At 72.0% G+C, this 25,420-nt stretch carries 23 protein-coding genes; 11 read left to right on the top strand and 12 right to left on the bottom strand.

What is annotated here, in order from left to right; translation table 11 throughout:
* Positions 1 to 396 precede the first annotated feature (396 nt).
* From V5E28_RS22665 to V5E28_RS22645, 5 genes are all read right to left on the bottom strand, one after another.
* Complete coding sequence (locus V5E28_RS22665) at positions 397 to 2,184, bottom strand: sodium:solute symporter family transporter (RefSeq protein ID WP_336209027.1); 1,788 nt, start codon at positions 2,182 to 2,184, stop codon at positions 397 to 399.
* Entirely contained in the window at positions 2,181 to 2,480 is a 300-nt protein-coding gene (locus V5E28_RS22660; protein WP_336209026.1) for a hypothetical protein, read from the bottom strand. The genes V5E28_RS22665 and V5E28_RS22660 overlap by 4 nt, the downstream gene beginning before the upstream one ends.
* On the bottom strand, positions 2,477 to 3,217 hold the full coding sequence (locus V5E28_RS22655; protein ID WP_336209025.1) for a LytR/AlgR family response regulator transcription factor: 741 nt from the start codon (positions 3,215 to 3,217) through the stop codon (positions 2,477 to 2,479). Before V5E28_RS22655 ends, V5E28_RS22660 begins: the two co-directional genes overlap by 4 nt.
* Before the next feature lie 66 nt (positions 3,218 to 3,283).
* Positions 3,284 to 4,426, bottom strand: a complete 1,143-nt coding sequence (locus V5E28_RS22650; protein ID WP_336209024.1) for a histidine kinase — start codon at positions 4,424 to 4,426, stop codon at positions 3,284 to 3,286.
* Positions 4,427 to 4,480: 54 nt separating this feature from the next.
* Positions 4,481 to 5,077 (bottom strand): sulfite oxidase-like oxidoreductase, encoded by a 597-nt coding sequence (locus V5E28_RS22645; RefSeq protein ID WP_336209023.1) that lies wholly within the window; start codon positions 5,075 to 5,077, stop codon positions 4,481 to 4,483.
* A 238-nt stretch (positions 5,078 to 5,315) separates the two neighbouring features.
* Between V5E28_RS22645 and aroF the strand changes: the two genes are divergently transcribed.
* Complete coding sequence (aroF, locus tag V5E28_RS22640; RefSeq protein ID WP_336209022.1) at positions 5,316 to 6,344, top strand: 3-deoxy-7-phosphoheptulonate synthase; 1,029 nt, start codon at positions 5,316 to 5,318, stop codon at positions 6,342 to 6,344.
* Here aroF and thiI read toward each other — a convergent pair.
* Positions 6,341 to 7,537: a tRNA uracil 4-sulfurtransferase ThiI gene (gene thiI, locus V5E28_RS22635; protein ID WP_336209021.1), complete on the bottom strand. Its 1,197-nt coding sequence runs from the start codon at positions 7,535 to 7,537 to the stop codon at positions 6,341 to 6,343. The genes aroF and thiI overlap by 4 nt on opposite strands.
* Positions 7,538 to 7,753: 216 nt before the next feature.
* Between thiI and V5E28_RS22630 the strand changes: the two genes are divergently transcribed.
* Positions 7,754 to 8,698 carry an MHYT domain-containing protein gene (locus tag V5E28_RS22630; RefSeq protein WP_336209020.1) on the top strand — a complete coding sequence of 315 codons (945 nt, stop codon included), beginning with the start codon at positions 7,754 to 7,756 and terminating at the stop codon, positions 8,696 to 8,698.
* Positions 8,699 to 8,789: 91 nt separating this feature from the next.
* Positions 8,790 to 9,569, top strand: coding sequence for an MHYT domain-containing protein (locus V5E28_RS22625; protein ID WP_336209019.1), 780 nt, complete (start codon positions 8,790 to 8,792; stop codon positions 9,567 to 9,569).
* Positions 9,570 to 9,705: 136 nt separating this feature from the next.
* Here the strand turns inward: V5E28_RS22625 and V5E28_RS22620 are convergent, their stop codons facing one another.
* Positions 9,706 to 10,731, bottom strand: a complete 1,026-nt coding sequence (locus tag V5E28_RS22620; protein ID WP_336209018.1) for a 6-phosphofructokinase — start codon at positions 10,729 to 10,731, stop codon at positions 9,706 to 9,708.
* Positions 10,732 to 10,846: 115 nt separating this feature from the next.
* On the opposite strand from V5E28_RS22620, the gene glpK reads away from it, so the two are divergent.
* Positions 10,847 to 12,310, top strand: a complete 1,464-nt coding sequence (gene glpK / locus V5E28_RS22615) for a glycerol kinase GlpK (protein ID WP_336209017.1) — start codon at positions 10,847 to 10,849, stop codon at positions 12,308 to 12,310.
* Positions 12,311 to 12,368: 58 nt separating this feature from the next.
* On the opposite strand, the gene V5E28_RS22610 is transcribed toward glpK, so the two are convergent.
* Positions 12,369 to 13,178 carry a class I SAM-dependent methyltransferase gene (locus V5E28_RS22610; protein WP_442945854.1) on the bottom strand — a complete coding sequence of 270 codons (810 nt, stop codon included), beginning with the start codon at positions 13,176 to 13,178 and terminating at the stop codon, positions 12,369 to 12,371.
* Between the two features lie 74 nt (positions 13,179 to 13,252).
* Between V5E28_RS22610 and V5E28_RS22605 the strand changes: the two genes are divergently transcribed.
* Positions 13,253 to 13,969, top strand: coding sequence for a Clp protease N-terminal domain-containing protein (locus tag V5E28_RS22605; protein WP_336209015.1), 717 nt, complete (start codon positions 13,253 to 13,255; stop codon positions 13,967 to 13,969).
* 3 nt (positions 13,970 to 13,972) lie between these two features.
* Here the strand turns inward: V5E28_RS22605 and V5E28_RS22600 are convergent, their stop codons facing one another.
* On the bottom strand, positions 13,973 to 14,887 hold the full coding sequence (locus V5E28_RS22600; RefSeq protein ID WP_336209014.1) for a lactonase family protein: 915 nt from the start codon (positions 14,885 to 14,887) through the stop codon (positions 13,973 to 13,975).
* Between the two features lie 31 nt (positions 14,888 to 14,918).
* On the opposite strand from V5E28_RS22600, the gene V5E28_RS22595 reads away from it, so the two are divergent.
* Positions 14,919 to 15,821: a bifunctional helix-turn-helix transcriptional regulator/GNAT family N-acetyltransferase gene (locus V5E28_RS22595; RefSeq protein ID WP_336209013.1), complete on the top strand. Its 903-nt coding sequence runs from the start codon at positions 14,919 to 14,921 to the stop codon at positions 15,819 to 15,821.
* On the opposite strand, the gene V5E28_RS22590 is transcribed toward V5E28_RS22595, so the two are convergent.
* Positions 15,790 to 17,964, bottom strand: coding sequence for an MMPL family transporter (locus tag V5E28_RS22590; protein ID WP_336209012.1), 2,175 nt, complete (start codon positions 17,962 to 17,964; stop codon positions 15,790 to 15,792). The two genes, V5E28_RS22595 and V5E28_RS22590, sit on opposite strands and share 32 nt — an antisense overlap.
* Before the next feature lie 103 nt (positions 17,965 to 18,067).
* Here V5E28_RS22590 and V5E28_RS22585 point away from each other — a divergent pair, with 103 nt between their 5' ends.
* Positions 18,068 to 18,730, top strand: a complete 663-nt coding sequence (locus V5E28_RS22585; RefSeq protein ID WP_336209011.1) for a TetR/AcrR family transcriptional regulator — start codon at positions 18,068 to 18,070, stop codon at positions 18,728 to 18,730.
* Here V5E28_RS22585 and V5E28_RS22580 read toward each other — a convergent pair.
* Positions 18,649 to 19,683: an alkaline phosphatase PhoX gene (locus V5E28_RS22580; protein ID WP_336209010.1), complete on the bottom strand. Its 1,035-nt coding sequence runs from the start codon at positions 19,681 to 19,683 to the stop codon at positions 18,649 to 18,651. The two genes, V5E28_RS22585 and V5E28_RS22580, sit on opposite strands and share 82 nt — an antisense overlap.
* A 246-nt stretch (positions 19,684 to 19,929) precedes the next feature.
* On the bottom strand, positions 19,930 to 20,436 hold the full coding sequence (locus V5E28_RS22575) for a Dps family protein (protein ID WP_336209009.1): 507 nt from the start codon (positions 20,434 to 20,436) through the stop codon (positions 19,930 to 19,932).
* Positions 20,437 to 20,485: 49 nt separating this feature from the next.
* Here V5E28_RS22575 and V5E28_RS22570 point away from each other — a divergent pair, with 49 nt between their 5' ends.
* From V5E28_RS22570 to mmuM, 4 genes are all read left to right on the top strand, one after another.
* Positions 20,486 to 21,121: a helix-turn-helix domain-containing protein gene (locus V5E28_RS22570; protein WP_336209008.1), complete on the top strand. Its 636-nt coding sequence runs from the start codon at positions 20,486 to 20,488 to the stop codon at positions 21,119 to 21,121.
* Positions 21,118 to 23,409: a VIT domain-containing protein gene (locus V5E28_RS22565; RefSeq protein WP_336209007.1), complete on the top strand. Its 2,292-nt coding sequence runs from the start codon at positions 21,118 to 21,120 to the stop codon at positions 23,407 to 23,409. Before V5E28_RS22570 ends, V5E28_RS22565 begins: the two co-directional genes overlap by 4 nt.
* A gap of 129 nt (positions 23,410 to 23,538) precedes the next feature.
* Positions 23,539 to 24,342: a trehalose-phosphatase gene (gene otsB / locus V5E28_RS22560; protein ID WP_336209006.1), complete on the top strand. Its 804-nt coding sequence runs from the start codon at positions 23,539 to 23,541 to the stop codon at positions 24,340 to 24,342.
* 83 nt (positions 24,343 to 24,425) lie between these two features.
* Positions 24,426 to 25,292, top strand: coding sequence for a homocysteine S-methyltransferase (gene mmuM, locus V5E28_RS22555; protein WP_336209005.1), 867 nt, complete (start codon positions 24,426 to 24,428; stop codon positions 25,290 to 25,292).
* Positions 25,293 to 25,420: the final 128 nt, after the last annotated feature.

Raw genomic sequence — 25,420 nt, 5'->3', positions numbered from 1 at the left:
ATCATCCGACGCCACCGCGCCCGCTGCGGCGAAGCGGCCATGCGCGGGCTCGCCCGTCCCGGCGAAGAAGGCGGCTCTCCTGGGGCATCGGAGGCTCGGGATTCTCCCGGCACGTGACAGGGGCGCCCGCTCGCGCGATCCGGCCGCCCCCGTTTGGCCGGACCGCGGTCCGACCCGCGGCGACAGCGGGCGCCCCTTCAGGTGGTCGGCGGCGGGCCCTACCCCCCGGTCAAGGGCCCGACAGCCGTGGCGGCCCGTGGGGGCCGCCAGCGGATCCGGCGCATCCGGGGAGCCTTGCGACTCGCCCTCCTGCTGCACCGGAGTGGCTCCGATGCCGAAACACTACGGTTGCGATCTTGTGTACGAAACCCCGTTGGCTGACAGCTCGATAAACGGTCAGTAGTCAGCGCTGTACGGAGAGTGTTGGCTCGGCGAGCGGTCACCAGGGTGCGACGAGCGGTCGTCCCGTGGGTTCTCCGAGGGCTCCGGGAGGTGCATCCTGGCCATCATGCGACCCACTCCCGGGGCCACCCGACCCGGCGTGACCAGGGAAATCAGCACCATCGCGGCAACCGCGACCGGTACGGCGACCAGTGCGGGGCGGGAAGCCGGCGCGCCCATGTTCACGCCTGCCTGTTCGAACACGACGAGCGCACCCGTCACGCCCCCGCCGAGCGCGTACCCGGCCAGCACCCCCGCGTCGGTGAGCCGCCGCCACCAGATGCCGAGCAGCAGCAGCGGGCAGAAGGTGGCCGCGGAGAGGCTGAATCCGAGCAGCACGAGCGGCATCGACACGCCGGCGCCGGTGACCGCCGTCAGGCCGAGCGCGGCGAGCGCCACCGCGACCACGGCGCCGCGGTAGGCACTGGCCCCCGTGGCCCGCGACACGCACGACGAGACGGCGCCCCCCACCGCGGCGAGCACGCCGCATGTGGTGGCCAGGAAGGCGGCACACACGCCGGCGGCCAGCAGCCCGGTCAGCAGGTCCCCCGCCGGCCCCGGCAGCATCCTGGCCGGCAGCGTCAGGAGCATCTCGTCGGCGTAGCCGCCTTCCACGGTCCCGCCCGCATCGCCCCGCGGCGCATGGACACCGCTCAGGGCGCCGTCCATGACTCCGTCCACGACACCGCTCGGGGCACCGCCTGGAACACCGCCTGGAACACCGCCCAGGAGGCCGAAGAGCGCCGGCACGACGCAGAACATCGCCAGCATGGCCTGGGCCGCCACGATGGAACGCCTGGCGTCGCGGCCGTCCCGGCTGACGTGGAGGCGGACGATCACATGCGGCAGCCCCATGGTGCCGAGCGCGCACGCCAGCAGCACGGCGAACACGCTCGACAGGACGGGGCCGTCCGAAGCGCCGTCCACAGAGCCGCCCTCAGCGCCACCCTCAACGCCACCCTCAGCGCCGGACGACGATCCGCCCTGATCACCGTCCGAAGGCCCGCTCGTCGCCGGCGTCGCGCCGTCGCCGCCGTCCGAGGAGTCGTACGACGGTCCACCCTGAGAGCCTCCGGACAGGCCGTCCCAGAGCTCACCGGGAAGACCCACCGTGAAGGCCGCGACGTCACTGGACGACAGGCTCTGCCACCAGACCCCCCACAGCACCACGGCCACGCCGAGGAACACGATCAGTTTCAGCCAGAACTGCGAGGCCTGGACGCTCGTCACGCTCCCCGTCCCCCCGGCGAGGGCGACTGCGACCCCGGCGGAGGCCACCGCGGCCCATCCGGTCCACGGAGGCATCCCGGCCAGCAGCCGCACCACCATCCCCGCCGCGTGCAGCTGTGCGACCAGGAACGCCATGCCGACGACCACCACGAGCACCGTGGTGACCAGCCGGAGCGGCGCCGACCCCAGCCGCCACTCGGCGAAGTCCGGCAGCGTGTAGGTGCGGGAGCGGCGCAGCGGCGCGACGACGAGGGTCAGGACGACGATGAGCCCGCCGGCGACGCCTGCCGGGTACCACAGCACCGGGCCGCTGCCGGCGGTGACGACTCCGGCCATGCCCAGGCAGGCGACGGTCGAGGTGAACTCGGAGCTGATGGCGGCTCCGTTGCGCCAGGGCCGCACCGCGTGGGCAGGCAGTGCGGACGGGGCGTCGTAGCGGCGCGGTCGCGCGGCGCTCACCGAGATGCCCAGCAGCAGGACGAAGGCGATCCAGGTCAGCACCGCGACCGTCATCGTTCGAGCCGCTCCGCGCGTCTGAGATGGCGTACGGCCAGCGCCACGAGGGCGGGCTGCACCGCCAGCGTCAGCGCCACGAGGGCGCCGGGGGCGCGTGTCCAGAGCGTGACCGCGGGCAGCCCGGCGAGCAGGGCGAGCGCCGCGGCGGTGGTGGTCAGCGCCTGTCGTAACTGCCGGGCCACGAGCTCTCGCACGTCGGGGGCCTCGCCCTCGGCGGCGAGCGGGCCGCGCGGGCGCCGGGCGGCGCTCTGGCGGCGGGTCAGGCGGGTCACGACCACCCGCCGGGCGGTCACGAGATCACTCCCCTGTGCTGGCGGACGAGCTGCTCGCGCACCTGGCGGCTGTGTCTCCTGCTGACCTGCAGCGTCTCGGTGCCGACGGTGACGGTGAACCGGCCGCCTTCGAACCTGAGCTCGCTGACGTGGCGGGTGGAGACGAGCGTGCTCCTGTGCACCCGGATGAAGCCCGCCTCGGCCCAGCGCCGTTCCAGCGCCGCCAGCGACATGCGCACCAGGTAGCTGCCGTCGACGGTGTGCAGGCGGACGTAGTCGCCCTTGGCCTCGGCGAAGCGGACGGCCTGCTGCGGCACGAACCTGGTGCGGCCGCCGAGTTCGACCGGGATCACGTCGTCCTGGCCGGGCTCGGGAGTGGGCGAGGCGGCCACCTCCAGCCTGCGCACCGCTTCGGCCAACCTCTCGGCCCTGACCGGTTTGAGCAGGTAGTCGACGGCTTCGAGCTCGAACGCCTGGACCGCGCACTCGTCGTGCGCGGTGACGAAGACCAGCTTCGGCGGGCTGGGGAACCCGCCGACGAGCCTGGCCAGGTCGAGCCCGTCGAGGCCCGGCATCCTGATGTCCAGGAACACCGCGTCGAGCCGCTCGCCCCCGCCGATCATCTGGACCATGTCCTGCAGCGCCGCGACCCCGTCGCAGGCGGTCATCACCTGCTCGACCCGGCTGTCCTGGCGCAGCAGGTAGGCCAGCTCCTCCAGCGCGGGCACCTCGTCGTCGACGGCCAGAACACGTAGCATGGCCCCTACGCTGCCGTAAGAAGGCAACGGTCACAAGCCCCTCGGTTACCGAACGTAAAATTTGCGTCACAATGAGCTAAGTTGTGCCTTCGGAACCCGGAGCCTCACCTTGGTGCCCGCGCCCAGGGCCGTCTCGACCACGAGACCGTAGCCGTCGCCGTAGATCTGGCGCATGCGCAGATCCACGTTGGCCAGCCCGATGCCGCTGCCCTCGCGTGCCGGGTCGTCGTCGAGCACCCGCCTGGCCCGCTCCGGGTCCATGCCGGCGCCGTCGTCCTCGACGGTGATGTGCGCCTCCGGACCGGCGTCGCGTGCCACGACGCGGACCTCGCCGGTGCCGCCCCGGCTGCGCATGCCGTGCTTGATGGCGTTCTCGACCAGGGGCTGCAGGCACAAAAACGGCACCGGCACCGGCAGCACCTCGGGGGCGACCTGCAGGCTGAAGCGCAGCTTGTCGCCGAACCTCGCCCGCTCCAGCAGCAGATAGCGGTCGACGCAGGTCAGCTCGTCGGCGAGGGTGGTGAAGTCGTGCGCCTTGCACAGCGCGTAGCGGGCGAAGTCGGCGAAGTCGAGGAGCAGTTCGCGGGCGCGTTTCGGGTCGGTGCGGACGAACGACGCGATCGTGGTCAGCGCGTTGTAGACGAAGTGCGGCGAGATCTGCGCCCGCAGCGCCCTCATCTCGGCATCGAGCGCGCGCCGCCGCGAGGAGTCGAGCTCGGCCAGCTCGAGCTGCCCCGACACCCAGCGGCCGACCTCGGTGACCGTGCGCACCAGTGCCGCGCTCAGCTCGTCGTCGAAGGCCGCCAGCGCTCCGATGATCTTGCCGTCGACGGTCAGCGGGACCACGACCGCGCCGTACGGCTCGCTGGCGAACACCTGTGCCCGCCCGGAGGCGAGCGCGGTGCGGGCGTAGGTGAGGACCTCGTCGGTGCAGGGGCCGTCCCAGGCGAGGGCCGCGTCGGTCGAGGTGATCGCGACGGCGTAGGTGCCGAGCAGGGCGTGCAGGTGACGGACGGTCTTGCGGGCGGAGTCGCGATGGAGCCCCGTGCGCAGGGCGGGGGCGGCCATCGCGGCGAGGTGCAGCGTGGTGAAGGTCGCCTCGTCGTGCCAGCGGCCCTCGGGCCGGGGGCGGCGCCACGGAGCGCGGGCAAGCGTGTAGCCCAGGACGAAGGTCAGGCAGGGGAGCACCACGCACGCGGTGGTCAGCATGCGGGCAACCGTAGCCAACAACGCCCCGTGTTCGGGCGGAAACCCTGCGGTGGCCTAGGGCGGACCTTCGCCGGGTTCTTCCTGGTAGGAGTAGCGCTGCTCGCGCCAGGGGTCGGCGACGTTGTGGTAGCCGCGCTCCTCCCAGAACCCCCTGCGATCCTCGGTCAGATATTCGATGGCCCGCACCCACTTGACGCTCTTCCAGGCGTACAGGTGCGGCACGATGATCCGCACCGGGGCGCCGTGCTCCGCGGTGAGCGGCTCGTCGCCGAGCTCGGTGGCCAGCAGCGTGCCGGGGGCGGTGAAGTCGGAGCGCCTGAGATTGGCGCTGTAGCCGTATTCGGCCCAGATCATCACGTGCCGCACGCCCGGGGCGGGCGGGGCGGCCTCCAGGATGGCGGCGGGACTGACGCCGCGCCATTCCTGGTCCATGATCGTGAATTTGGTGACGCAGTGGAAGTCCGCGGTGACGCTGGTGCGTGGCAGGCGCGCGAAATCGTCCCAGGTGAAGCTGTGCTCCTGGCCCGAGGCGGTGGCTCCGGACACGCGGAAGTCCCAGGTGTCGGGCCTGAACGGGGGGACCCTGCCGTAGTGGATCACGGGTAGGCCGCGGGGGATGTACTGGCCTGGGGGAAGGCGCGAATCCGCCACGATCACTCTCCTCACGGGTCTCGGTCTTGGGCCATCCTGCCACCGGACCGCGGCCGGTTCGCCAGAGGGTTGGGTGCGGTAGCATGGGCGCACTATGCGCACCGCTTTCGTGTTTTGGTATGGCGACGGACCTGTTGGTCGGACCGTTCGCCACCTGACGCTGCGCTAGCAGACAGGCGAACAGAAGGCCCCGGGTCCGAAAGGATCCGGGGCCTTCTGCATTTCCAAGGGAGAGAACATGGTCATCGTGATGGGCCCGGAAGCCACCGGCGACGACGTCGCCGCGATCGTCGGCGTCGTGCGGACGGCGGGCGTGGAGGCGTTCGTGAGCAAGGGTGTCGAGCGGACGATCGTCGGCCTGGTGGGCGACGTGGCCCAGCTCGACGCGGCGAACTTGCGCGGCATGCCCGGGGTGCGCGAGGTGATGCGGGTCTCGACCCCGTACAAGCTGGTCAGCAGGGAGAACCATCCCGAACGCTCCACGGTGCACGTGGGCGGGGTGCCGATCGGACCCGACACCGTGACGCTGATCGCGGGGCCGTGCGCGGTGGAGACGCCGGAGCAGACGCTCCTGGCGGCGCGGATGGCGCAGGCCGCGGGAGCGACGTTGCTGCGCGGCGGCGCCTACAAGCCGCGCACCTCGCCGTACGCGTTCCAGGGGCTGGGCGAGCGGGGGCTGGAGATCCTGGCCGAGGTGCGCGAGGAGACGGGCCTGCCGATCGTGACCGAGGTGGTCGACGCGCATGACGTCGAGTTGGTCGCCTCCTACGCCGACATGCTGCAGGTGGGCACGCGCAACGCGCAGAACTTCGCGCTGCTGCAGGCGGTCGGGGCGGCGGGCAGGCCGGTGATGCTCAAGCGCGGCATGAACGCCACGATCGAGGAGTGGCTGATGGCCGCCGAATACATCGCCCAGCGGGGCAACCTCGACGTGGTCCTGTGCGAGCGTGGCATCAGGACTTTCGAGACCGCCACCCGCAACACCCTCGACGTGTCCGCCGTGCCGATGGCGCAGCGGCTGTCGCACCTGCCGGTGATCGTCGACCCGTCGCACTCGGGCGGCCGCCGCGACCTGGTGCTGCCGCTGACCCGGGCGGCCATCGCGGTGGGCGCGGACGGCGTCATCATCGACGTGCACCCGCACCCGGAGCAAGCGCTCTGTGACGGCCCGCAGGCCCTGGTGGACACCGACCTGGGCGAGCTGGCGCAGGTGATGCGCGACTTCCCGGCGCTGCTCGGCAAGTCGGCCGCCCTGGCCTACAGCTAGAGGGTGTATTCCTGGATCGAGTCGGCGAGCTGGACGGCGAGTTCCTCGGCGTCCAGCCGCTTCTCGATCTGCTTGAGGTCCTCGATCTTGGCACGGGTCTCGGCGCGCTTGGGGGCGAGCAGGCTGCAGCAGTCCTCGTCGGGCAGCTCGGAGATCTCCAGCGTGCCGATGCGCCGGGCCTCGGCCATGATCTCGGTCTTGTCCCAGCCCACCAGCGGGCGCAGGATCGGCAGCTCGACCGCGTGGTCCTGGGCCGTGATGTTGGCCAGCGTCTGCGAGGAGACCTGGCCGAGCGCGTCACCGGTGATCAGCGCGCTCGCGCGGATGCGGTGGGCGACCTCCTCGGCCGTCTTGAGCATGAGCCGCCGCTGGGCGATCACCGCGAGCCGGTCCTGACCGGAGTTGCGGATCGACTGCTGCGCCTTGCCGAACGGCACCACCCACAGGCGTGACCTGCCCTGGAACCGGTCGAGCTTGCGGACGAGGGCGTAGGCCTTGTAGATGGACTCGGAGGTGGTGAACGGGATGCCGGAGAAGTGCAGGAAGTCCACGTGCAGGCCGCGCCGCATCATCCGGTAGGCGGCCACCGGCGAGTCGATGCCGCCCGACATGAGCACCAGCGCCCGGCCGCTGCTGCCGACCGGCAGGCCGCCCTGGCCCGGCAGGCCTCCGGTGAAGACGAACACCTCGTCCCTGTCGACCTCGATGAACAGGGTCAGCGCGGGGTTCTTCAGATCGACGGGCAGGCCGTACTCGTCGTTGATGGCGCCGCCGACGAGCCGGTCGAGCTCGTTGGAGCGCAGGGGGAAGCGCTTGTCGCGGCGCCGGGAGCGGACCGCGAACGACGCCTTGCGCTTGACCTCCTCGCGCTCGCTCACCAGCTCCAGGCCGGCCTTGAGCACGGCCTCGGGGTCCTTGGCGACCCGCCAGGCGGGGTGGATCCAGACGAGCCCGGGCACGTCGGCGACGCGCTCGGCCACCGCCTGCGCCTGATCGGCGGTGGCGCCGTCGGGCAGGAGGATCGCGATGACGCCGTGCCGCTTGCGCACGTCGAGCTTGAGGTTGAGGTCCTGGAGCGCGTCGCGGATGTTGCTGATCAGGCGGCGTTCGAACACCTCGCGGTTCTTGCCCTTCAGGACGATCTCGCCCAGCTTGAGCAGAACGCACGGCTCGCCCAGGGCGGACATCGTCATGGTGGAACCTCCGGGGAAGACGGGGAATGCGCCGCTGGTACCAACGCTTCGATCCATCGAGTTTAGTCCGGCTTCCCCCTCCGCTCGATCCCCCGATCGGCTACGAGCACCTCTCACGTTTCCGACACGCCGGTTGACAGATAGTTGAAGTATCCAAGCGAAAGGGACAGGACTCCTGGCACAATCCGGAGACCCCTAATGCAAGGATTCTCCCGAATGTCCGCTGTTGAACATTTCACCCACGGTCCGCTCACGCCGGTCCTCGCCTACGTGATGTCGTGTATGGGATCGATGCTCGGACTGCGGCTCACCGCCCAGGCCCACGCCTCGCGAGGCGGTGCGCGCATCCGCTGGCTGCTCGGCGCGGCCGTCTCCATAGGCGGCACGGGCATCTGGGTCATGCACTTCATCGCCATGATGGGCTTCGAGGTCGAGGGCACCCAGATCAGGTACGACGTGCCGCTGACCGTCGCCTCGGTGGTCGTCGCCATCGTGGTCGTCGGCACCGGCCTGTTCCTGGTCTCCTACGGCCGCGGCCGGGTGCTGGCGCTGCTGGGCGGCGGCCTGCTGACCGGGCTCGGCGTGGCCAGCATGCACTACCTCGGCATGTACGCCATGAACATGTCCGCGCACGTCTCCTACGACCGCACGCTCGTCATCGCGTCCGTGGTCATCGCCGTGGTCGCCTCGACCGTCGCCCTGTGGTTCACGCTCCGCGTCAAGCGGCCCATCTGGATCACCGCGGCCGCCATGGTCATGGGCCTGGCCGTGGCGGGGATGCACTACACCGGCATGTTCGCCATGCTCGTGTCGATCGACCCGCAGCCGGGAGCCGTGGCCGGGGCCGACGCGCTCGACTTCCTGGTGCCGCTCATGACGGTGATCAGCCTCATCACGCTCACCATGCTGCTCATGGTGATCCTTTCGCCGTCCGAGGAGGAGCTGACCGAGGACGCCGAACTCGTCGCCCGCCTGGAGCTGCGCAGGCGCGCCACGCAGGAGCAGCAGCTCACCTACCCCGCCCCCGCCCAGGGCCGTCGGCCCGCCTTCCCCGCCCCCGTCCGCGCCCAGGGCCAGCAGCACGCTCCGGTGTACGGGCAGCAGCCCGTCTATCCCGCCCCTGTCCCGCAGCAGGTCCCGATGCGGAGTCGCCGCCGATAGAGAAAGTTGCCATTTCCACTACCTGCCCCGCATACTCCCTAAATCGAGACAAGGGGCAGGTATGTCAGCTATTGACCATTATGCTTACGGGTTGCTGACTCCCGTACTCGCCTACGTCATGTCCAGCGTGGGCTCGATGCTGGGCCTGCTGCTGACGTCGCGTGCGCGCCTGGTCAGCGCCAAGGAGGGCCGGTTCTGGCTGGTCGGAGCCGCCGTCGCTATCGGCGGCACCGGCATCTGGACCATGCACTTCATCGCCATGATGGGCTTCGCGGTGCGCGGCACCGTGATCCGTTACGACGTGCCCCTCACCGTCGTCTCGGCGGTCATCGCCATCACGGTCGTGGGCGCCGGGCTGTTCCTGGTCCAGCGCGGCGGCGAGCGGCGGCCGTTCCTGCTCGCCGGCGGCGCGCTGGCCGGGCTCGGCGTGGCGGGCATGCACTACCTCGGCATGGCCGCGATGAACATGTCCGCGCACCTCTCCTACGACCCGCTGATCGTCGCGGCCTCGATGGCCATCGCCGTCGCGGCGGCGACCACGGCGCTCTGGTTCACCATCCGGGTCCGCGGCGCGCTGCGGATCGGCGGAGCCGCCCTGGTCATGGGCGTCGCGGTGACGGGCATGCACTACACGGGCATGCACGCGATGTCGGTGGAGGTGCACGAGATGACCGCGCCGATCGCCGGAGCGAGGCCGATCGACTTCATGCTGCCCCTGATCGTCGGCATCAGCGTGGTCACCATGGGGCTGCTGCTGGCCGTGGTGCTCTCGCCGTCGGAGCGGGAGCTGCGCAAGGAGCAGGAGTTCCTCGACCGCCTGCACGCCAAGGGCGCGCCGGAAGTGGATTTCTTCGGCACGCCCCGCGGTTGAGCTATCTCCCAAGTACGGCTTGCGACGCGTGGTGGGCCGCCGACTCTCCGCGGCGCAAGCCGTACCCTGAGGGGGTTTTGAGCGGTAACCCCGCTGGTCCCCAAGCTACGGCCGCCCGCTTGCAAGCCGCTTACAGTCAGCCGAAGAACACCTCGGCCTCGGCGTAACGCGACACCGGCACGGTCTTCAGCTCGGCCGTGGCCTCGTCGAGGCCCACCCGGACGATGTCGGTGCCGCGCAGCGCGACCATCGTGCCGTACTCGCCCTCGTGTGCCGCGTCGATCGCCTGCAGCCCGAACCTGGTGGCCAGCACCCGGTCGAACGCGGTGGGGGTGCCGCCGCGCTGGATGTGGCCGAGCACGGTGGTGCGGGCCTCCTTGCCGGTGCGCTTCTCGATCTCCTTGGCCAGCACCTCGCCGATGCCGCCGAGGCGCACGTGCCCGAACGCGTCGAGCTCGCCGGCCTGCAACTCCATCTGACCCTCGACGGGGTGGGCGCCCTCGGCCACGACCAGGATCGGTGAGTAGCGGGTGCGGAAGCGCGACTCGACGTACTCGCAGACCCGGTCGATGTCGAACGGCTTCTCCGGGATGAGGATGACGTTGGCGCCACCGGCCATGCCCGCGTGCAGCGCGATCCAGCCGGCGTGCCTGCCCATGACCTCGCAGATGAGCGCCCGGTGGTGGGACTCGGCGGTGGTGTGCAGCCGGTCGATGGCCTCGGTGGCGATGTTGACGGCGGTGTCGAACCCGAAGGTGTAGTCGGTGCCCGACAGGTCGTTGTCGATCGTCTTGGGCACGCCCACGACCTTGACCCCGCGGTCGAACAGCTGCTTGGCGACGCCGAGCGTGTCCTCCCCGCCGATGGCGATCAGCGCGTCGACGCCGGTGCTCGCGAGGTTCTCCTTGATCCGGTCGACGCCGCCTTCGATCTTGATGGGGTTGGTGCGGGACGAGCCGAGGATGGTGCCGCCTCTCGGCAGGATGCCGCGCACGGCCTGGATGTCCAGCGGCATCGTGTCGCCTTCCAGCGGGCCTCGCCACCCGTCACGGAAACCGACGAACTCGTGGCCGTAGACGCTCACGCCCTTGCGGACGACGGCCCTGATCACAGCATTGAGACCGGGGCAATCGCCACCTCCGGTGAGCACTCCGATACGCATGACGGGTTCCTCCCGATGGGGTTCACGACCAGAATCGCATTGTGCCCGTACCCGCGGGCACTGGTCTAGACCAAACCAGAGCGTACTGAGCGAATCCATGCCGGGAGGCGATTTCGTGAGCGTGTTGGCCATCGACGCGGGGACGACGGGGGTCACCGCGCTCGTGGTGACCGAGGACGGCCGGATCGAGTCCAGGGGCTATGAGGAGTTCGCCCAGCACTTCCCGGAGCCGGGCTGGGTGGAGCACAACCCGGAGGACATCTGGCAGGCCACGCTGAGCGCCTGCGCCGCCGCCCTGAGGGGGGCCGCCACGACGCCGGCCTGCGTCGGGATCACCAACCAGCGGGAGACGGCGGTGCTGTGGGACCGGCGGACCCTGGCCGCGCCGCGCCGCGCGATCGTCTGGCAGGACCGCCGCACGGCCGGCATCTGCGGGCGCCTGCGCGAGCAGGGCCACGAGCCGCGCGTCTCCGAGCTGACCGGCCTGCGCCTCGACCCCTACTTCACCGCCTCCAAGCTGACCTGGATCGCCGAGCACGATCCCCGCGCCTGGCAGGGCGTCACCTCCGGGCAGGTCGCGCTCGGCACCGTCGACTCCTACCTCATCGCCAGGCTCACCGCGGGCGCCCAGCACGTGACCGACCCGTCCAACGCCTCGCGCACCCTGCTGTACGGCCTGAGCTCGGGCACGTGGGAGCCGGAGCTGTGCGAGCTGTTCGGCGTGCCCGAGGCGGCGCTGCCGCGGATCGTGCCCAACTTCGGCGAGCTCGGCAGGACGGACCCCGGCGCCTTCCTCGGGCTCGACCTGCCGATCAGCGGCGTGGCGGGCGACCAGCAGGCTGCGCTGTTCGGGCAGACCTGCTACGCCGCCGGCGAGGTGAAGTGCACCTACGGGACGGGCTCGTTCATCCTGACCAACACCGGCGGCGAGATCGTCCGCTCGCAGGCGGGGCTGCTGACCACGGTCGCCTGGCAGGCGCCCACAGGGGAGCGCACCTACGCGCTGGAGGGGTCGATCTTCGTGACCGGGGCCGCGGTGCAGTGGCTGCGTGACGGCCTCGGCCTGATCGGCACGGCGGCGGAGTCCGAGGCGGTGGCGCGCACGGTGCCCGACAGCGGCGGCGTGGTGTTCGTGCCCGCGCTGACCGGGCTCGGCGCCCCCTACTGGGACCCTCAGGCCCGCGGCCTGATCACCGGGATCACCCGCGGCACGACCCGGGCGCACCTGGTGAGGGCCACGCTGGAGGCGATCGCGTTCGAGGTGCGGGACGTGGTCGGGGTGATGACCGACGGCACCGCGCCGGTGCTCAAGGCCGACGGCGGGGCCAGCGCCAACGACCTGCTGATGCAGTTTCAGGCCGACCAGCTCGGCACCGCGGTGGAACGCCCGGTGATCCAGGAGACCACGGCGCTGGGTGCGGCCTTCCTCGCCGGGCTCGGCGCCGGGGTGTGGGGCTCGCGCGACGAGCTGCGCAAGACCTGGCAGCTCGATCGCCGCTTCGAGCCGGGCGCGCGGGACGACGAGGCGTACGAGCGGTGGCGTGCCGCCGTGCGGCTGGCGTGTGACTCCCAGCGATAACTGTCACTGGGTGTCCAGCGCATGTTGGAGTGAGGTGGTCGCTCGCCGGGGCGGTCGGCTAGCCGTCCGATCCGGCAGCCGACGGCGGCACCTCGACGACGAAGACCAGGAAGCTGAGTTTGGTCGAAAGGTCATCGAAGTCGTCGGGGACCAGCTCACGGGCGGCCGGGTCGAGCTGCGGCTCGCTGATGACGGCAATGCGGAACCCGGCGGCGGTGAAGGCGTCGGTCATCGCGTGCAACGGCCTGCGCCAGAAGATCATCGGGAAGGACTGCCCGTTGAACGTCCACTCGTCGGTATCGCTGGTGGTCGCGAAGTAGTTGGGCCGGGGATCCTGGACCAGGTAGTCCACCAACGGGTGGTTCACCGACGCGATCAGCCGGCCGCCAGGCCTGAGCACGCGCCGCATCTCGGCCAGCGTCGGCCCCCAGTCCTCCAGGTAGTGCAGCACCAGCGACGCGACCACGTCGTCGAACGCACTATCGGCGAACGGCAGGCGCTGGCTCACGTCGGCCACGTGCAGGTCCGCGTCGTCACCGAGCCGCCGCCTCGCCACCGCCAGCATCCCGGCGCTGGAGTCGAGGCCGGTGACGACGGCACCGCGGTCCCGCAGTGCAGCGAACAGAGGGCCCGAGCCACAGCCTGCGTCCAGGATCCGGCGGCCGGCCACGTCTCCGGCCAGGGCGATGATCCCGGGCCGCGCGATATACGCGTTGATGATGCTGTTCTCGGTTTCGGCCGAGTACGCCTCGGCGAAGCTGTCGTAGTCGTTCACCCGGGCCGACGGATCTGCAGGCCGGGTTGCGGGCGAAACCCAGGCAGGACGCACTGGTGTGAAAGTCTCGGGGCCGTCGGTTACGCGTTCCATCGTCGCAGCCTAGCGAAATCCCATCGCGTCAACTTCGGGTTGACGCACGCCATGCGTCAACCTATGGTTGACGCATGGAACACACCGTCCGCCTCGACGACCTGATCCACGCGATCAAGAGCCGCCATCCTGACAGCGACCCGCTGGGTGAGCTGTCGGACGCCGTCACGCTCGGCGAGCACCTGAGTGAGGTGGCCGACCACCTGATCGGCCACTTCGTCGACCGCGCCAGACACGCCGGTGCCTCCTGGACCGCCATCGGGCGCAGCATGGGCGTCACCAAGCAGGCCGCCCAGAAGCGGTTCGTCCCCAAGGACGGCGGCTCCGGCTCGCCCTCCGACGACCTGCGCAGCTACGCCCGGTTCACAGACTGGGCGCGCGTGGCGGTCGTCAAGTCACAGGAGGAGGCGCGCAGGCTCCGGCACGACCAGATCAGCGCCGGCCACCTGCTGCTCGGCCTGCTGCACGAGCCCGAAGGGGTGGCCGCCAGGACCGTCCAGGCGGCCGGCGCGTCGCTCGACGCTGTCAGGCAGGCCGTCGAGCGCGCGCTCGGCCCGGCGAGCGCCTCGGTCCCCGAGACGCCGCCGTTCGCCGCCGAGGGCAAGAAGGCGCTGGAGCTGACGATGCGCGAGGCGCTACGGCTCGGCCACGACCACGTGGGCACCGAGCACCTGCTGCTCGCCATCCTGTCACTGGAGGACGGCCCCGCCGTGGCGGCGCTGACGGGGCTCGGCGTCACCAAGGACCTCGCCGAGGAGCACGTCATGCGCCTGACGGACCAGCGCGAGTAGGCCTCACCAGGGGAGCACGCAGGCGGGCCGCTCCACCTCGAACACCTCTCCGGTCGGCTCGGGGACGCCGTCCTCCAGCGCGAACACCGCGACTCCGTCCGAGTGCTGGTTGGCCACGTACATGCGGTCCCCGTCGATGGCGAAGTGCCTGGGCCACGCCCCGCCCGACGGCACCTCCGCCACCGGGCTCAGGTCCTCGGCCCGCAGCACGGAGATCGTGTCGGGGCCGCGGTTGGCCACGTACACCAGGTCGCCCGCGAGCTCCAGGTGGGAAGGGGAGTTGCCGGCCTCGTTCCGCGAGGCCGGCACCCGGGTGACGCGGGCGCCGTCGACAAGCGTGACGGTGCCGTCGAGCTCGCCCGACACGTAGAGGCGGGAGCCGGAGAAGGCGAAGTGGCGCGGCCCGGTGCCGGGAGGCAGCTCGATGGACTCCAGCGCGGCTCCGTCGAGCGTGTAGCGGCGGATCTCGTCGGTGCCCAGGTCGGAGACGTGCAGCAGGTCGTCGTGGAAGACGCACTGGTGGGCGTGCGGGCCCTCCTGGCGGTCGGCGACCGGCCCGGAGCCCTGGTGCCGGAGCACGATCGGCTCGCCGGCGAACACCCCGCGCGAGTCGAGCCGGTGCATGCTGGCGGTGCCGTCGCCGTAGTTGGCGACCGCGAGCAGCGTGCCCGACGGGTGCACCGCGACGTGGCAGGGACTGTCGCCCGCGGTGGAGCGCTCGTCCCACGGCGAGAGCCCGCCCTCGGTGCCGAGTGCGGTAATCCAGCCCTGGGAGAGCTCGCCCACCGCGTAGAGGATGTTCAGCGTGGGGTGTCCGGCCAGGAACGACGGCGAGGCGAGCCTCGTCAGCCCCTCGCCGATCGTCACGATGCCTGGGCCGTAGCCGCCTATGCAGAGCTGCCTCTTCACAGGGATCATTCTCTCATGGTTGACTGAGGCAATGAGTTCGTTGACCGAAGCAAGAGTCGCCGAAGTCAGGGCCTTCAACCGCTTCTACACCAAGGTGATCGGAGTCCTGCAGGCCGGCGTGCACGACTCGCCCTACTCGCTCACCGAGGGCAGGGTGCTGTACGAGATCGCGCAGGCGGGCCGGATGGAGACGGGCGAGCTGCGCGGGCTGCTCGACCTCGACGCCGGCTACCTGAGCAGGATCCTGGCCCGGTTCGACGGTGACGGGCTGATCGCCAGGGAGCGCTCGGCCACCGACGCCCGCAAGCACGTCGTACGGCTCAGCCCGGCGGGCACCGAGGCTTTCGCCGCCCTCGACGCGAGCTCCGCCAAGGAGATCGAGCGCCTGCTGGCCGGTCTGCCGGAGCAGGGCCAGGAGCGGCTGGTCACCAGCATGAGGACGATCAGGGGCCTGCTCGACACCCCCGCCGAGCGACCGCCGTCCCTCATCAGGCCGCCCCGCACCGGCGACCTGAGCTGGGTCGTCCAGCGGCACGGCGCGCTCTATGCCCAGGAGTACGGCTGGGGCATGGACTTCGAGCGAACCGTCGCGCGGATCGTCGCCGACTTCGACCAGGCCCGCGACATGTGCTGGATCGCCGAGGCCGGCGGGGAGCGCGCGGGCTGCGTGTTCTGCGTGCGCGAGGACGACACGACCGCGCGGCTGCGGCTGCTGCTGGTAGAACCGTCCGCCCGCGGGCTCGGCCTGGGGCGGCGGCTGGTCGAGGAGTGCCTTCGACACGCCAGGGCGCAGGGCTACAGGCGGATCGTGCTGTGGACCCGCGGCAGCCTGGTGAGCGCGAGGCGCATCTACCAGGCGGCCGGGTTCGGGCTGGACTCGGAGGAGCAGGGGATGGAGAACGGGATCGAGGTCAGCGAGCAGATGTGGTCGCGCGACCTCTAGGCCACCAGTTGAGCGGCCCGGCCAGGCGCATCAGGCTCGGCACCAGCACCGCCCTGATCACGGTCGCGTCCACCAGCACCGCGACCGCCATGCCGAGGCCGAGCATCTGCACGAACGACACCGAGGCGGTGGCGTAGGCGGCGAAGGTGAGCGCCAGGACGCCGCCCGCGGCGGTGATCAGCGGGGCGCCGTTCTGCAGCCCCGACGCCACCGCCTCCTCGGTGTCGCCGGTCCGGTCGTACTCCTCCTTGATCCGCGACAGCAGGAACACCTCGTAGTCCATCGACAGCCCGTAGGCGACGCAGAGCATGAGGATCGGGATGCTGGGGTCGAGCGTGCCGGTGGGAGTGAAGCCGAGCAGCCCGGACAGGTTGCCTTCCTGGAAGACCCAGACGATCGCGCCGAACATGACGCCCAGGCTGAGGAGGTTCAGGATGGTCGCCTTGATCGGCAGGATCACGCTGCGCGTCATGAGCAGCAGCACCAGGAACGTCACGCCGAGCATCAGTGCGAGCAGCAGCGGCAGCCGGTCGGCCACCGAGGCGCGGTAGTCGGCCAGCTCGGCCGGGTAGCCGCCGAGCAGCACCTCGAAGGGCGGCTGGACGGCGCGCACCGCGTCGACGAACCGGACGGGGTCATCGGCAAGCGCCTCGGCCGAGGGCACCACCGACAGCCAGGTGCCCTCGCTCCCGGCGAACCTGGACGCGTCGCCGCCGCCCACCCGCTGCCCGCCGGCGAAGGCCCCCGCCGCCGAGTCCACCTGGGCGACCCCCGGCACCCGTGACAGCGCGCTCGCGTAGCCCGTCACGTCCTGCTCGGCGGCGCCTCTGGAGACGATCTGCACGGCGTCGGTCTCCTCGGCGGGGAAGCCCTGCCTGATGATCTCCTGCGTCTGCCGGGGCGGGGCGTCCAGGGGCAGGATCCGGTCGTCCGCGGCGCCCAGGCGCAGGCCCAGGAACGGCGAGGCCAGCACGAGCAGCAGCGCCGAGGCGAGCGCGCCGGACAGCAGCGGCCGCCGCATCACCCGGACGGCCAGCCAGCGCCAGAATCCGGCTCCTCGCACGCTCCTTTCCCGGCGCGGCAGCAGCGCGCCGCCGATGGCGGCGAGCACGGCGGGCAGCACGATGACGGCGGCGACCACGCCTCCGGCGACCACCGCGATGCCCGCGTAGGCGAAGGACCGCAGGAAGTCGAAGGGCAGCGCGAACAGCACCGCCAGCGACGCCGCGACGGTGGCCCCGCTGAAGAGCACGGTCCGACCGGCGTGCTCCACGGCTCCGGCGACGGCCGCGGCCCGGTCCCGCCCGGCGCGCACCTCCTCGCGGAAGCGCGAGATCACGAACAGGCAGTAGTCGATGCCGAGCCCCAGGCCCATGGCGAGGGTCAGGTTCAGGGCGAAGGTGGAGATGTCCACGAACAGCAGCGGGACGCGCAGCAGCGCCAGGGCGATGACCATGGCGAACACGCCGGCCAGGATCGGCACCAGCGCGGCCATGGCGCGCCGCAGATAGAGCCAGAGCAGCGCGAATGCCAGCGGGAAGATCACCAGCTCAGCCCGGACGAAATCCTGCCTGGCCAGCGGCACGGTGGCCCTGAACACCTCCTCCCCGCCTCCGGCGCGCACCTGGAGCAGCTCGCCGCCCCGGGTGATCTCGGGCACCAGCGCGGGCAGCACCGTCGCGCGCACGTGGTCGGCGTCGCCCGGGATGCGCACGAGGATCACCGCGTGCTCGCCGTCGCCGCTGCGCAGCGTGGCGGGCCGGCCCCGGCTCCAGTAGGACTCGACCTCCGCCACGCCCTCGTGTCGCGCGACCCGCTCGGCCAGCTCCTGCCCGGCTGCGGCGACCTCGGGATCGTCGACGGTCCCCTTCTTCGCGGTCACCAGGAAGATCATGTCGGGGCTGCCGGTGCCGAACCGCTCGACCAGCTCGGCCTGCGCCCGGTCGGACTCCGATCCCGGCGCCTCGAACCTGGCCAGCGACATCTGCGGCACCGCCCCCGCCGCGAGCACTCCCGCCACGACCGCCAGAGCCACGGCCAGGCCGAGCACCGCTCGCCGCCGCCTCACCAGGAAGAACCCCAGCCTGCGCAGCGGAGGCCCGGCCTCCTCACGCACCGCCGGCCTCTCTGTGATCAGCACCACGTCCACGCTCCATCCCGCGAGCAAAATTCGGTAAACTACTCGTGTTTTATCCTTCGGAGCAAGGAATACAAGTAAATGCTCGCATTTGTCAACGTGGCCCTCCATGACTGAGCGCACGGTGCGCCGGCAGGCGCGCGGGCTCAAGCGCATGGCGGAGATCCTCGACGCCGCGGAGCTCGTCATCGCCGAGGCCGGCTATCCGGACATGACCACGAACCAGGTCGCCGCCAGGGCGGGCCTGTCACCGGGCTCGCTGTACCAGTTCTTCCGCAACAAGGAGGAGATCCTCGACGCCCTGGTGGCCCGCTACACGATCGAACGGCAGGAGTTCTGGGAGACGCTGCTCACCGCCGTCACTCCCCAGGTGCCGCTGGAGACGCTGGTCGGCCGGGTCGTGGACGAGAGCGTGGCCTTCAAGGGGCGCTCGCCCGCCTACTGGTCGCTCCTGTACGGCAGCGCCACCGGCGACAAGCTGGCCTCGGCCTCGCAACTACTGCACGACGCCATCGCCCGGCAGGTCGCCGCGCTGCTCCGCCGCCGCTCCCCCGACCTGACCGAGGAGCACGCCCTGCTGATGGGCACCATGGCCGTGGCGATGGTCAAGGCCGTCATGCCGCTGGTCTCCGCCGCCACCCCCGAGCGAGCCCGGGAGCTGGTGGACGAGCTCAAGCTCGCGCTCGGCGCCTATCTGGCCCAGGCGCCGCGGAAGGGCCCCGCCACCTCGAAGGTTTCCCCACCGGTGCGGCCACGCCTGGCGGAGAAGTAGAGCCGCCCGCCGCCGGGCGCGAACGCCAGCCCGGTCAGCTCCGCCCCGGAGGGCCGGTCGAGCCTGAGGAACGGCGCGACCGCCCGCTCCGGCGTGATCACGTCGACGCGGGCCTCCCGCGTGGCCACGTAGAGGTCACCGGACGGCGCGGAGGTGATCGCCAGGACGCCGTCGCAGACCCGCTCCAGCGCCGAGGTCCGCGCGTCGTACGCCCACAGAACTCCGTCGCCCCTGGTGGTGAAGAAGCAGACGCCGCCCGTGTAGTGGCAGGCGTCTCCGCCGTCGAAGCGGCGCGCGCCACGCACCTGGTGCCGGGTCCCCTTGAGCAGGGCGGCCGGCGACGGCACCGGCTCCCAGCCGCCCGAGGCGCACAGCACCTCCAGCGCGCCCTCGGTGAGGTCACCCCAGTCACCCGGCCTGAACCGGTAGAAGCAGCCGTCGCGCTCCCCCTCGGTCAGGTAGACCACCTGCCGGTCCGGATCGCAGGCCGCCGCCTCGTGCTTGAAGCGCCCCATGGCCAGGCGGGGACGCGCCGCGCGGGTGCCGTAGGGGTCGCACTCGAAGACGCGCCCGCGATGGCCGAGCTCGCACGACAGCCACGTGTGCCACGGCGTCGCGCCGCCGGCGCGGTTGAGCTCGGTGCCGGACAGGATGCGGTAGGCGTCGCCGATCGAGCCGTCGGCGCGGAACCGCAGCGCCGAGGCTCCGCCGACCAGCGGCAACGCGGAGTTGGACACGTAGATCCAGCCGGTGCCGTCAGGGAAGCAGGCACCGCCGTCGGGCGCGGCGTGCCACGTCAGCCCGGCCACCTTGCGCCCCGAACGGGCCACCACCCTGCCGCCGAAACCGGCGGGCAGGGCCAGGCCGCCGGCGCCGGGATCCTCGATCAGGCCGTACGGGCTCACACCGCCCTGCCAGAGCGGGCCCGCGCGGAGGAGAGTCTTGCGGGACATCGTTGGGCCTCCCTCTAGGTGCCACGCTAGTCGACCGCACGCACGTGAATGGCAAGGACTCCCGAGGTCGAACACTGTGGAAACTCCCCGCCATGCGCCTCCGCCGCACGGGACGGCGAACCGGCGCCCCGCCTTTCCTGCCCGGTCCGCGAGGAGGAAACCGGTGTGCCCGGCCCCGCCACCCGGCAACGCCTGATGACACGCGAAAGCCCGGGGCCTGCCGGCTCCGGGCTTGACGGACCTCGCTCAGCGCTGTGCCTGGAACATCCAGCGCTGCTTCTCGATGTCCTGCGTGACGGCGATGAGGATGTCCTGCGAGACCTGGTCGGGCTCCTCGGTGGCGTCGATGCGCTCGCGCATCCGCTTGCTGATCCCGTCGAGGGTGTCGGTCATGGTCGCCACGACCTTGCCATCCTCGATCCAGCCGAGCTCCAGCTGCGCGAGCTTGGTGGACTTGGCGGTGGTGGCGGCGCGGCCGTCGGGGTTGGCGCCCAGCGCCACGATCCGCTCCGCGACGGTGTCGGCGTGCTCGCGCGCGAGATCGGTGAGCTCGTCCAGTTGCAGGTGGATCGGACGGAAGTGCGAGCCGATCACGTTCCAGTGCGACTGCTTGGCGACCAGCGAGAGGTCGATCAGGTCGGTGAGTGCCCCCTGAAGCGCCTGGACGGTGGTGTTTTTATCGTCACCCGAAATCGGGCCGGAAATAGTAGCCATGTCGTACTCCTCCCCGCCGAACAGGCCTTCATTCCCCACACCCGCCGTCCGCTTGACAGTGCAATAGTGACAGTGTCACTGTGAGGGTATGAGCGACACCTGGACCATCGGCGAACTGGCGGAGCGCGCGGCCGACGCGCTGCGCGCGCGCGGGCAGCCGCTCAACGGCCGGGTCCGCGAGGTGCCGGGCGAGCGCCTGATCAGGTGGTACACCACGATCGGGCTCGTCGACCCGCCGCTGACCAGACGCGGCAGGATCGCCCGCTACGGCAGGCGGCACCTGCTCCAGCTCGTCGCCGTCAAACGGCTGCAGGCCGCCGGGATGTCCATCGCCGACATCCAGGCGGCCCTCACCGGAGCGACGGACGCGATGCTGGAGGAGGCCGCCGGATCGCAGGCTCCTCAGCCGGCGACCCCGCGCAGCACTCCCGACGGCGCCCCGCCCGCTGCCCCAGTCGCTGCTCCGGACGCTGCCCCGGACGGGGTCCCAGCCAGGTTCTGGGCCCGGGGTCCCGAGCACGCCGTGGCCGGCGCGACGGGTGATGCGGGCAGGCGCGGGAACGACGACGGCGCGGGGACGCCGGTGCGCGGAGTCCGGCTGGGCCGCGGCGTCACGCTGCTGCTCGACGGGCCCGGCCGCACCCCGGCGAAGGACGACATCCAGGCCGTGCTCGCGGCGGCGGGGCCGCTGCTCGCGGTGCTCGAAGAGAGGAAACTGATATGAACATCACGTCGCTCGAGCCCGCCCGATGCGTGCCTGTCCCCGACGCCGGGTTCGGCGCGCTGCGGACCGAGCGCGGCAACCTGCCGCTGGAGAGCGTCGACGTCGCCGCCCGCATCTCGGGGCTCGACGCCGGGGTCGAGGTGGCGCAGGGGTTCCGCAACCCGTTCGACGTCACGCTGGAGGCCACCTACGTCTTCCCGCTGCCTGACAGGGCGGCGGTCACGGCGTTCACCATGGAGGCGGACGACCGGGTGATCGAGGGCGTGCTCAAGGAGCGCGGCCAGGCCAGGGCCGACTACGACCGGGCTCTGCGCGAGGGCAGGCGGGCGGCGATCGCCGAGGAGGACCGGCCCGACGTGTTCACCATCCGGGTGGGCAACATCCTGCCCGGCGAGCGGGTCACGGTCAGGCTGACGATGAGCCAGCCGCTGCCGTACGAGGACGGCGCGGCCACGTTCCGCTTCCCGCTGGTGGTGGCGCCGCGCTACATCCCCGGCAGCCCGATCGACGGCCCGCCCGCCGGCGACGGCACCGCGCCGGACACCGACGCGGTGCCCGACGCCTCCAGGATCACTCCCCCGGTGCTGCTGCCCGGCTTCCCGGACCCGGTGCGGCTCTCCCTCACCGCCGTGGTCGACGCCGGCGGCCTGGAGCTGCGCGAGCTGGCCTCCAGCCTGCACGTGGTCGAGGAGGAGGCCGGCACCGTACGGCTGCGCCCTGGCGAGCGGCTGGACCGCGACTTCATCCTGCGGCTGGCGTTCGACGCGTCCACGTCGTTGCAGCTCGACGGCGCGGGAACGTTCGCGCTGACCGTCGTGCCGCCGGCGCTGGAGTCAGCCCGCCGACCGCGCGATCTGGTGCTGCTGCTGGACCGGTCGGGCAGCATGGGCGGCTGGAAGATGGTCGCCGCCCGCCGGGCGGCGGCGCGCATCGTCGACACGCTCACCCCGCAGGACCGCTTCGCGGTGCTGACCTTCGACTCGGTGGTCGAGTCCGCCTTCGAGGGGCTCGCCGAGGGGTCCGACCGCAACCGCTACCGCGCGGTCGAGCATCTGGCGCGGGTGGACTCCCGGGGCGGCACCGAGCTGCTGGAGCCCCTGCGCCGGGCGATCGCCCTGCTGGACGGCCACGAGGGCAGGGAGCGGGTCGTGGTGCTGGTCACCGACGGCCAGGTGGGCAACGAGGACCAGATCCTGGAGCAGGCCGGCGGGGCGCTGTCGGCCATGCGGGTGCACGCGGTCGGCATCGACCGGGCGGTGAACGCGGCCTTCCTGGGCCGGTTGGCCGGGATCGGCGCGGGCCGCTGCGAGCTGGTCGAGTCGGAGGACCGGCTGGACGCCGCCATGGAGCAGATCCACCGGCGGATCGGCGCGCCGCTGGTCACCGACCTGTCGCTGAAGGACCTCGACGTGGAGCCCGGCACGGTCACCCACCTGGGCTCGATCTTCCCCGGCGTGCCGCTGCGGGTGCACGGCCGCTACCGGGGCGGCTCGTCGGTGACCGTCCGCGGGCTGGCGGCGGGAGCGCCGTGGGAGCGGCAGGTCTCCGGCACGGTCGTGGACAACCCGGCGATCCGGGCCGTGTGGGCGCGGGCCCACCTGCGCGAGCTGGAGGACCGCTACGCCATGGGCGAGCACGAGCTGGAGTCGCAGATCGTGCGGACCTCACTGGAGTACGGCGTGCTGTGCCGGTTCACCGCCTACGTGGCCGTCGACAGCCGGCAGGTCGCGGAAGGCGGCCCGGAGCACCGCGTCATCCAGCCGGTGGAGCCGCCGAGCGGCTGGGAGCAGCCCGCGAACGCGCCGATGTCCTTCGGCCTCACCGCGATGGCGGCGCCGGCTCCCCGCGGGATGAGCCCCATGACCCCGCCCGCGCCCGGCTTCTCGGCCGCCCTCAGCGCCGAAGGGCAACCGACCGGCCTGGCAGGCGGTTCAGGGGGCCCGCGCGGCCCGATGTTCGCCCGGCCCGCGCCGGCCCGCCAGGCGACGCGTTCCCTGGACACGATCAGGGCACAGCTCGTGGCCGAGCTCGACCGTCTGCGGGCCCTGCGCACGCCGGACGTGCTCTACCTGGCGGACCTCGGTTCCCGGCTGTCGGCGCTGTCGGCGTTCCTCGGCGGGCACGCCGAGCTCGTTGCCCTGGCCCGCGAGCTGGAGGCGGCCGAGCAGCCGGGCACCGACCCGGAGGCGCTGCGACGGCACGCCGTCGAGGTCCTGACGTCCCTGACCGGCGGCTCGCCGGCGACGGGGCGGGACGAGCCGCGCCGCCCCTTCTGGAAGCGCGCCTGACCCTCCTCCGGCGGCGCCGGCCATTCGGCGCCGCCGGTCTTCGGGGGTCCGCTGCTTGACCGCGCGGACAGGCGGGCCGTACGGACGGGTGTCTATCGGAGGTCGCCGGGCTGTTCTATCGTCGCCGTCATGGCGACCGCACGCGCCCGGCTCCGCTTTGACGAGGCGGTCTCCGCCACCGTTTCCGCCGCCCGCGACACGGGTTTCTTCTTCGATTTCGACGGCACCATCGCGCCCGTGACGAGCGACCCGGAAACGGCCCTCCCGGTCGCCGGTTCGGTGGCACGGCTGGGCGCCCTGTCGGAGCTGGTGCGCGGGGTCGCCGTCGTCTCCGCCCGCCCGGTGGCGTTCCTGCGCGAGCGCCTCTCGGCCGCCCCCGGCGTGCGGCTGTTCGGCCTGTACGGGATGCAGACGGAGGCCGGGGGCGGCATCCGCACGCACAGCGCCGTCGAGCCGTGGCGCCCGGTCATGCGCCGCCTGGCCGAGCGGGCCGCGCTGGAACTGCCGGGCGAGGTGCTGGTGCAGGACACGGCGCTGATGGTGGCGCTGCACTACAGGGGCGCGCCGGAGCTGCGTGGCGCGGTGGAGAGGTGGTCGTCGGCCAGAGCGGCGGAGCTGGGCCTGGCCGAGCGGCTCGGCCGCACGGTGGTGGAGCTCGGGCCGCCCGGCGGCGACGACCAGGGCACGGTGGTGGCCCGGGAGATCGGCGCGCTGGCCCTGGCGTGGTATTTCGGCGACGACCTCGGCGACCTGCGGGCCTTCGAGGCGCTGCGGGCCAGGGAGGAGCGCGATCCGGCCTTTCTCGGCATCAGGGTGGCGGTGGCCGGCCCGGAGACCGGCGACGAGCTGTCCCGCCACGCCGATTTCACCGTGGGCTCCCCCGAGGACACTCCTGCGCTGCTCGACGACGTCCTCCGCGCGTTCGCGCGGTGACTCCCGCCACCGGTGCGACCGTCGGCGTGAGGGAGAGGGACGCGCGGCGCCGGGCAGCGGTGCGGGGACCATACTCTGGACAGGTGACCACACTCGTCCTGGACGGCGGCCTGTCCACCCATCTCGAAGCGCTCGGCGCCGACCTAGGCGACGAGCTCTGGTCTGCGCGGCTGCTGCTGGAGGATCCCGGGCTGATCCTGAGCGCGCACGCCGCCTATTTCGCCGCGGGCGCGGACGTGGCCATCACCTCGAGCTATCAGGCCTCCCTTCCCGGCTTCGCCCGCAGAGGGCTGGACGGGGCGCTGGCGGAGCGGCTGATCAGGCTGTCGGTGGAGCTGGCCGCACAGGCCCGCGACGAGGCCGGTGGCGGCCTGGTTGCCGCCTCGATCGGCCCCTACGGCGCCTTTCTCGCCAATGGCGCCGAGTACACCAGCGACTACGACCTCGACGAGGAGGGCCTGCTGGCCTGGCACCGGCCGCGCTGGGAGATCCTCGCCTCGTCGGAGGCCGATCTGCTGGCCTGCGAGACCATCCCCTCCTACCCTGAGGCCCGGGCGCTGGCCAGGCTGCTGACCGAGACGCCGTCGGTCAAGGCGTGGGTGAGCTTCTCCTGCCGCGACGCCACCAGCATCAACGACGGCACCCCGATCACCGAGGCGGCGGCGCTGTTCACCGGCAACCCGCAGGTGGTGGCCGTCGGCGCCAACTGCACCGCGCCGCGCCACATCCCCGGCCTCATCGCCTCGCTCACCGGGATGCTGCCCGTCGTCGTCTACCCCAACTCGGGCGAGACCTGGGACGCCGACCAGCGGCGGTGGCTGGGCCTCGCCGACCCCGTGGAGTACGGCCAGGCGGCCAAGGAGTGGCAGGCCGCGGGCGCCTCGCTGATCGGCGGCTGCTGCCGCACCACTCCCGAGCACATCAGGCAGATCCGCTCCCACCTGTCCTGAGCGGCGGGCGGCGGCGGGGCCCCCCCCCCCCCCGGCGCCACGCGGCGGGGCCCGCCCCCCCCCCGGCGGGCCCCCCCGGCCCGGGGCGGGCCCCCCCCCCCGCCCCGCGCCGCCGGCCCCCCCCCGGG

This window comes from Nonomuraea sp. LPB2021202275-12-8, from assembly GCF_037044575.1.
In the GTDB taxonomy this organism is placed as follows: Bacteria; Actinomycetota; Actinomycetes; order Streptosporangiales; family Streptosporangiaceae; genus Nonomuraea.
The sequence above is the reverse complement of the archived record's forward strand: the minus strand, read 5'-3'. Positions and strand labels throughout refer to the sequence as shown.

Bases quoted from the DNA above. Each gene is read 5' to 3' on its own strand.
- aroF (WP_336209022.1), top strand. From the start codon at position 5,316: ATGGTCATCGTGATGGGCCCGGAAGCCACCGGCGACGACGTCGCCGCG.
- V5E28_RS22570 (WP_336209008.1), top strand. From the start codon at position 20,486: ATGAGCGACACCTGGACCATCGGCGAACTGGCGGAGCGCGCGGCCGAC.
- V5E28_RS22655 (WP_336209025.1), bottom strand. From the start codon at position 3,217: ATGCTACGTGTTCTGGCCGTCGACGACGAGGTGCCCGCGCTGGAGGAG.
- V5E28_RS22600 (WP_336209014.1), bottom strand. From the start codon at position 14,887: ATGATCCCTGTGAAGAGGCAGCTCTGCATAGGCGGCTACGGCCCAGGC.
- V5E28_RS22580 (WP_336209010.1), bottom strand. From the start codon at position 19,683: ATGTCCCGCAAGACTCTCCTCCGCGCGGGCCCGCTCTGGCAGGGCGGT.
- V5E28_RS22605 (WP_336209015.1), top strand. From the start codon at position 13,253: ATGGAACACACCGTCCGCCTCGACGACCTGATCCACGCGATCAAGAGC.
- V5E28_RS22565 (WP_336209007.1), top strand. From the start codon at position 21,118: ATGAACATCACGTCGCTCGAGCCCGCCCGATGCGTGCCTGTCCCCGAC.
- V5E28_RS22650 (WP_336209024.1), bottom strand. From the start codon at position 4,426: ATGCTGACCACCGCGTGCGTGGTGCTCCCCTGCCTGACCTTCGTCCTG.
- V5E28_RS22610 (WP_442945854.1), bottom strand. From the start codon at position 13,178: ATGGAACGCGTAACCGACGGCCCCGAGACTTTCACACCAGTGCGTCCT.
- V5E28_RS22585 (WP_336209011.1), top strand. From the start codon at position 18,068: ATGACTGAGCGCACGGTGCGCCGGCAGGCGCGCGGGCTCAAGCGCATG.
- V5E28_RS22630 (WP_336209020.1), top strand. From the start codon at position 7,754: ATGTCCGCTGTTGAACATTTCACCCACGGTCCGCTCACGCCGGTCCTC.
- V5E28_RS22620 (WP_336209018.1), bottom strand. From the start codon at position 10,731: ATGCGTATCGGAGTGCTCACCGGAGGTGGCGATTGCCCCGGTCTCAAT.
- thiI (WP_336209021.1), bottom strand. From the start codon at position 7,537: ATGACGATGTCCGCCCTGGGCGAGCCGTGCGTTCTGCTCAAGCTGGGC.
- otsB (WP_336209006.1), top strand. From the start codon at position 23,539: ATGGCGACCGCACGCGCCCGGCTCCGCTTTGACGAGGCGGTCTCCGCC.
- V5E28_RS22665 (WP_336209027.1), bottom strand. From the start codon at position 2,184: ATGACGGTCGCGGTGCTGACCTGGATCGCCTTCGTCCTGCTGCTGGGC.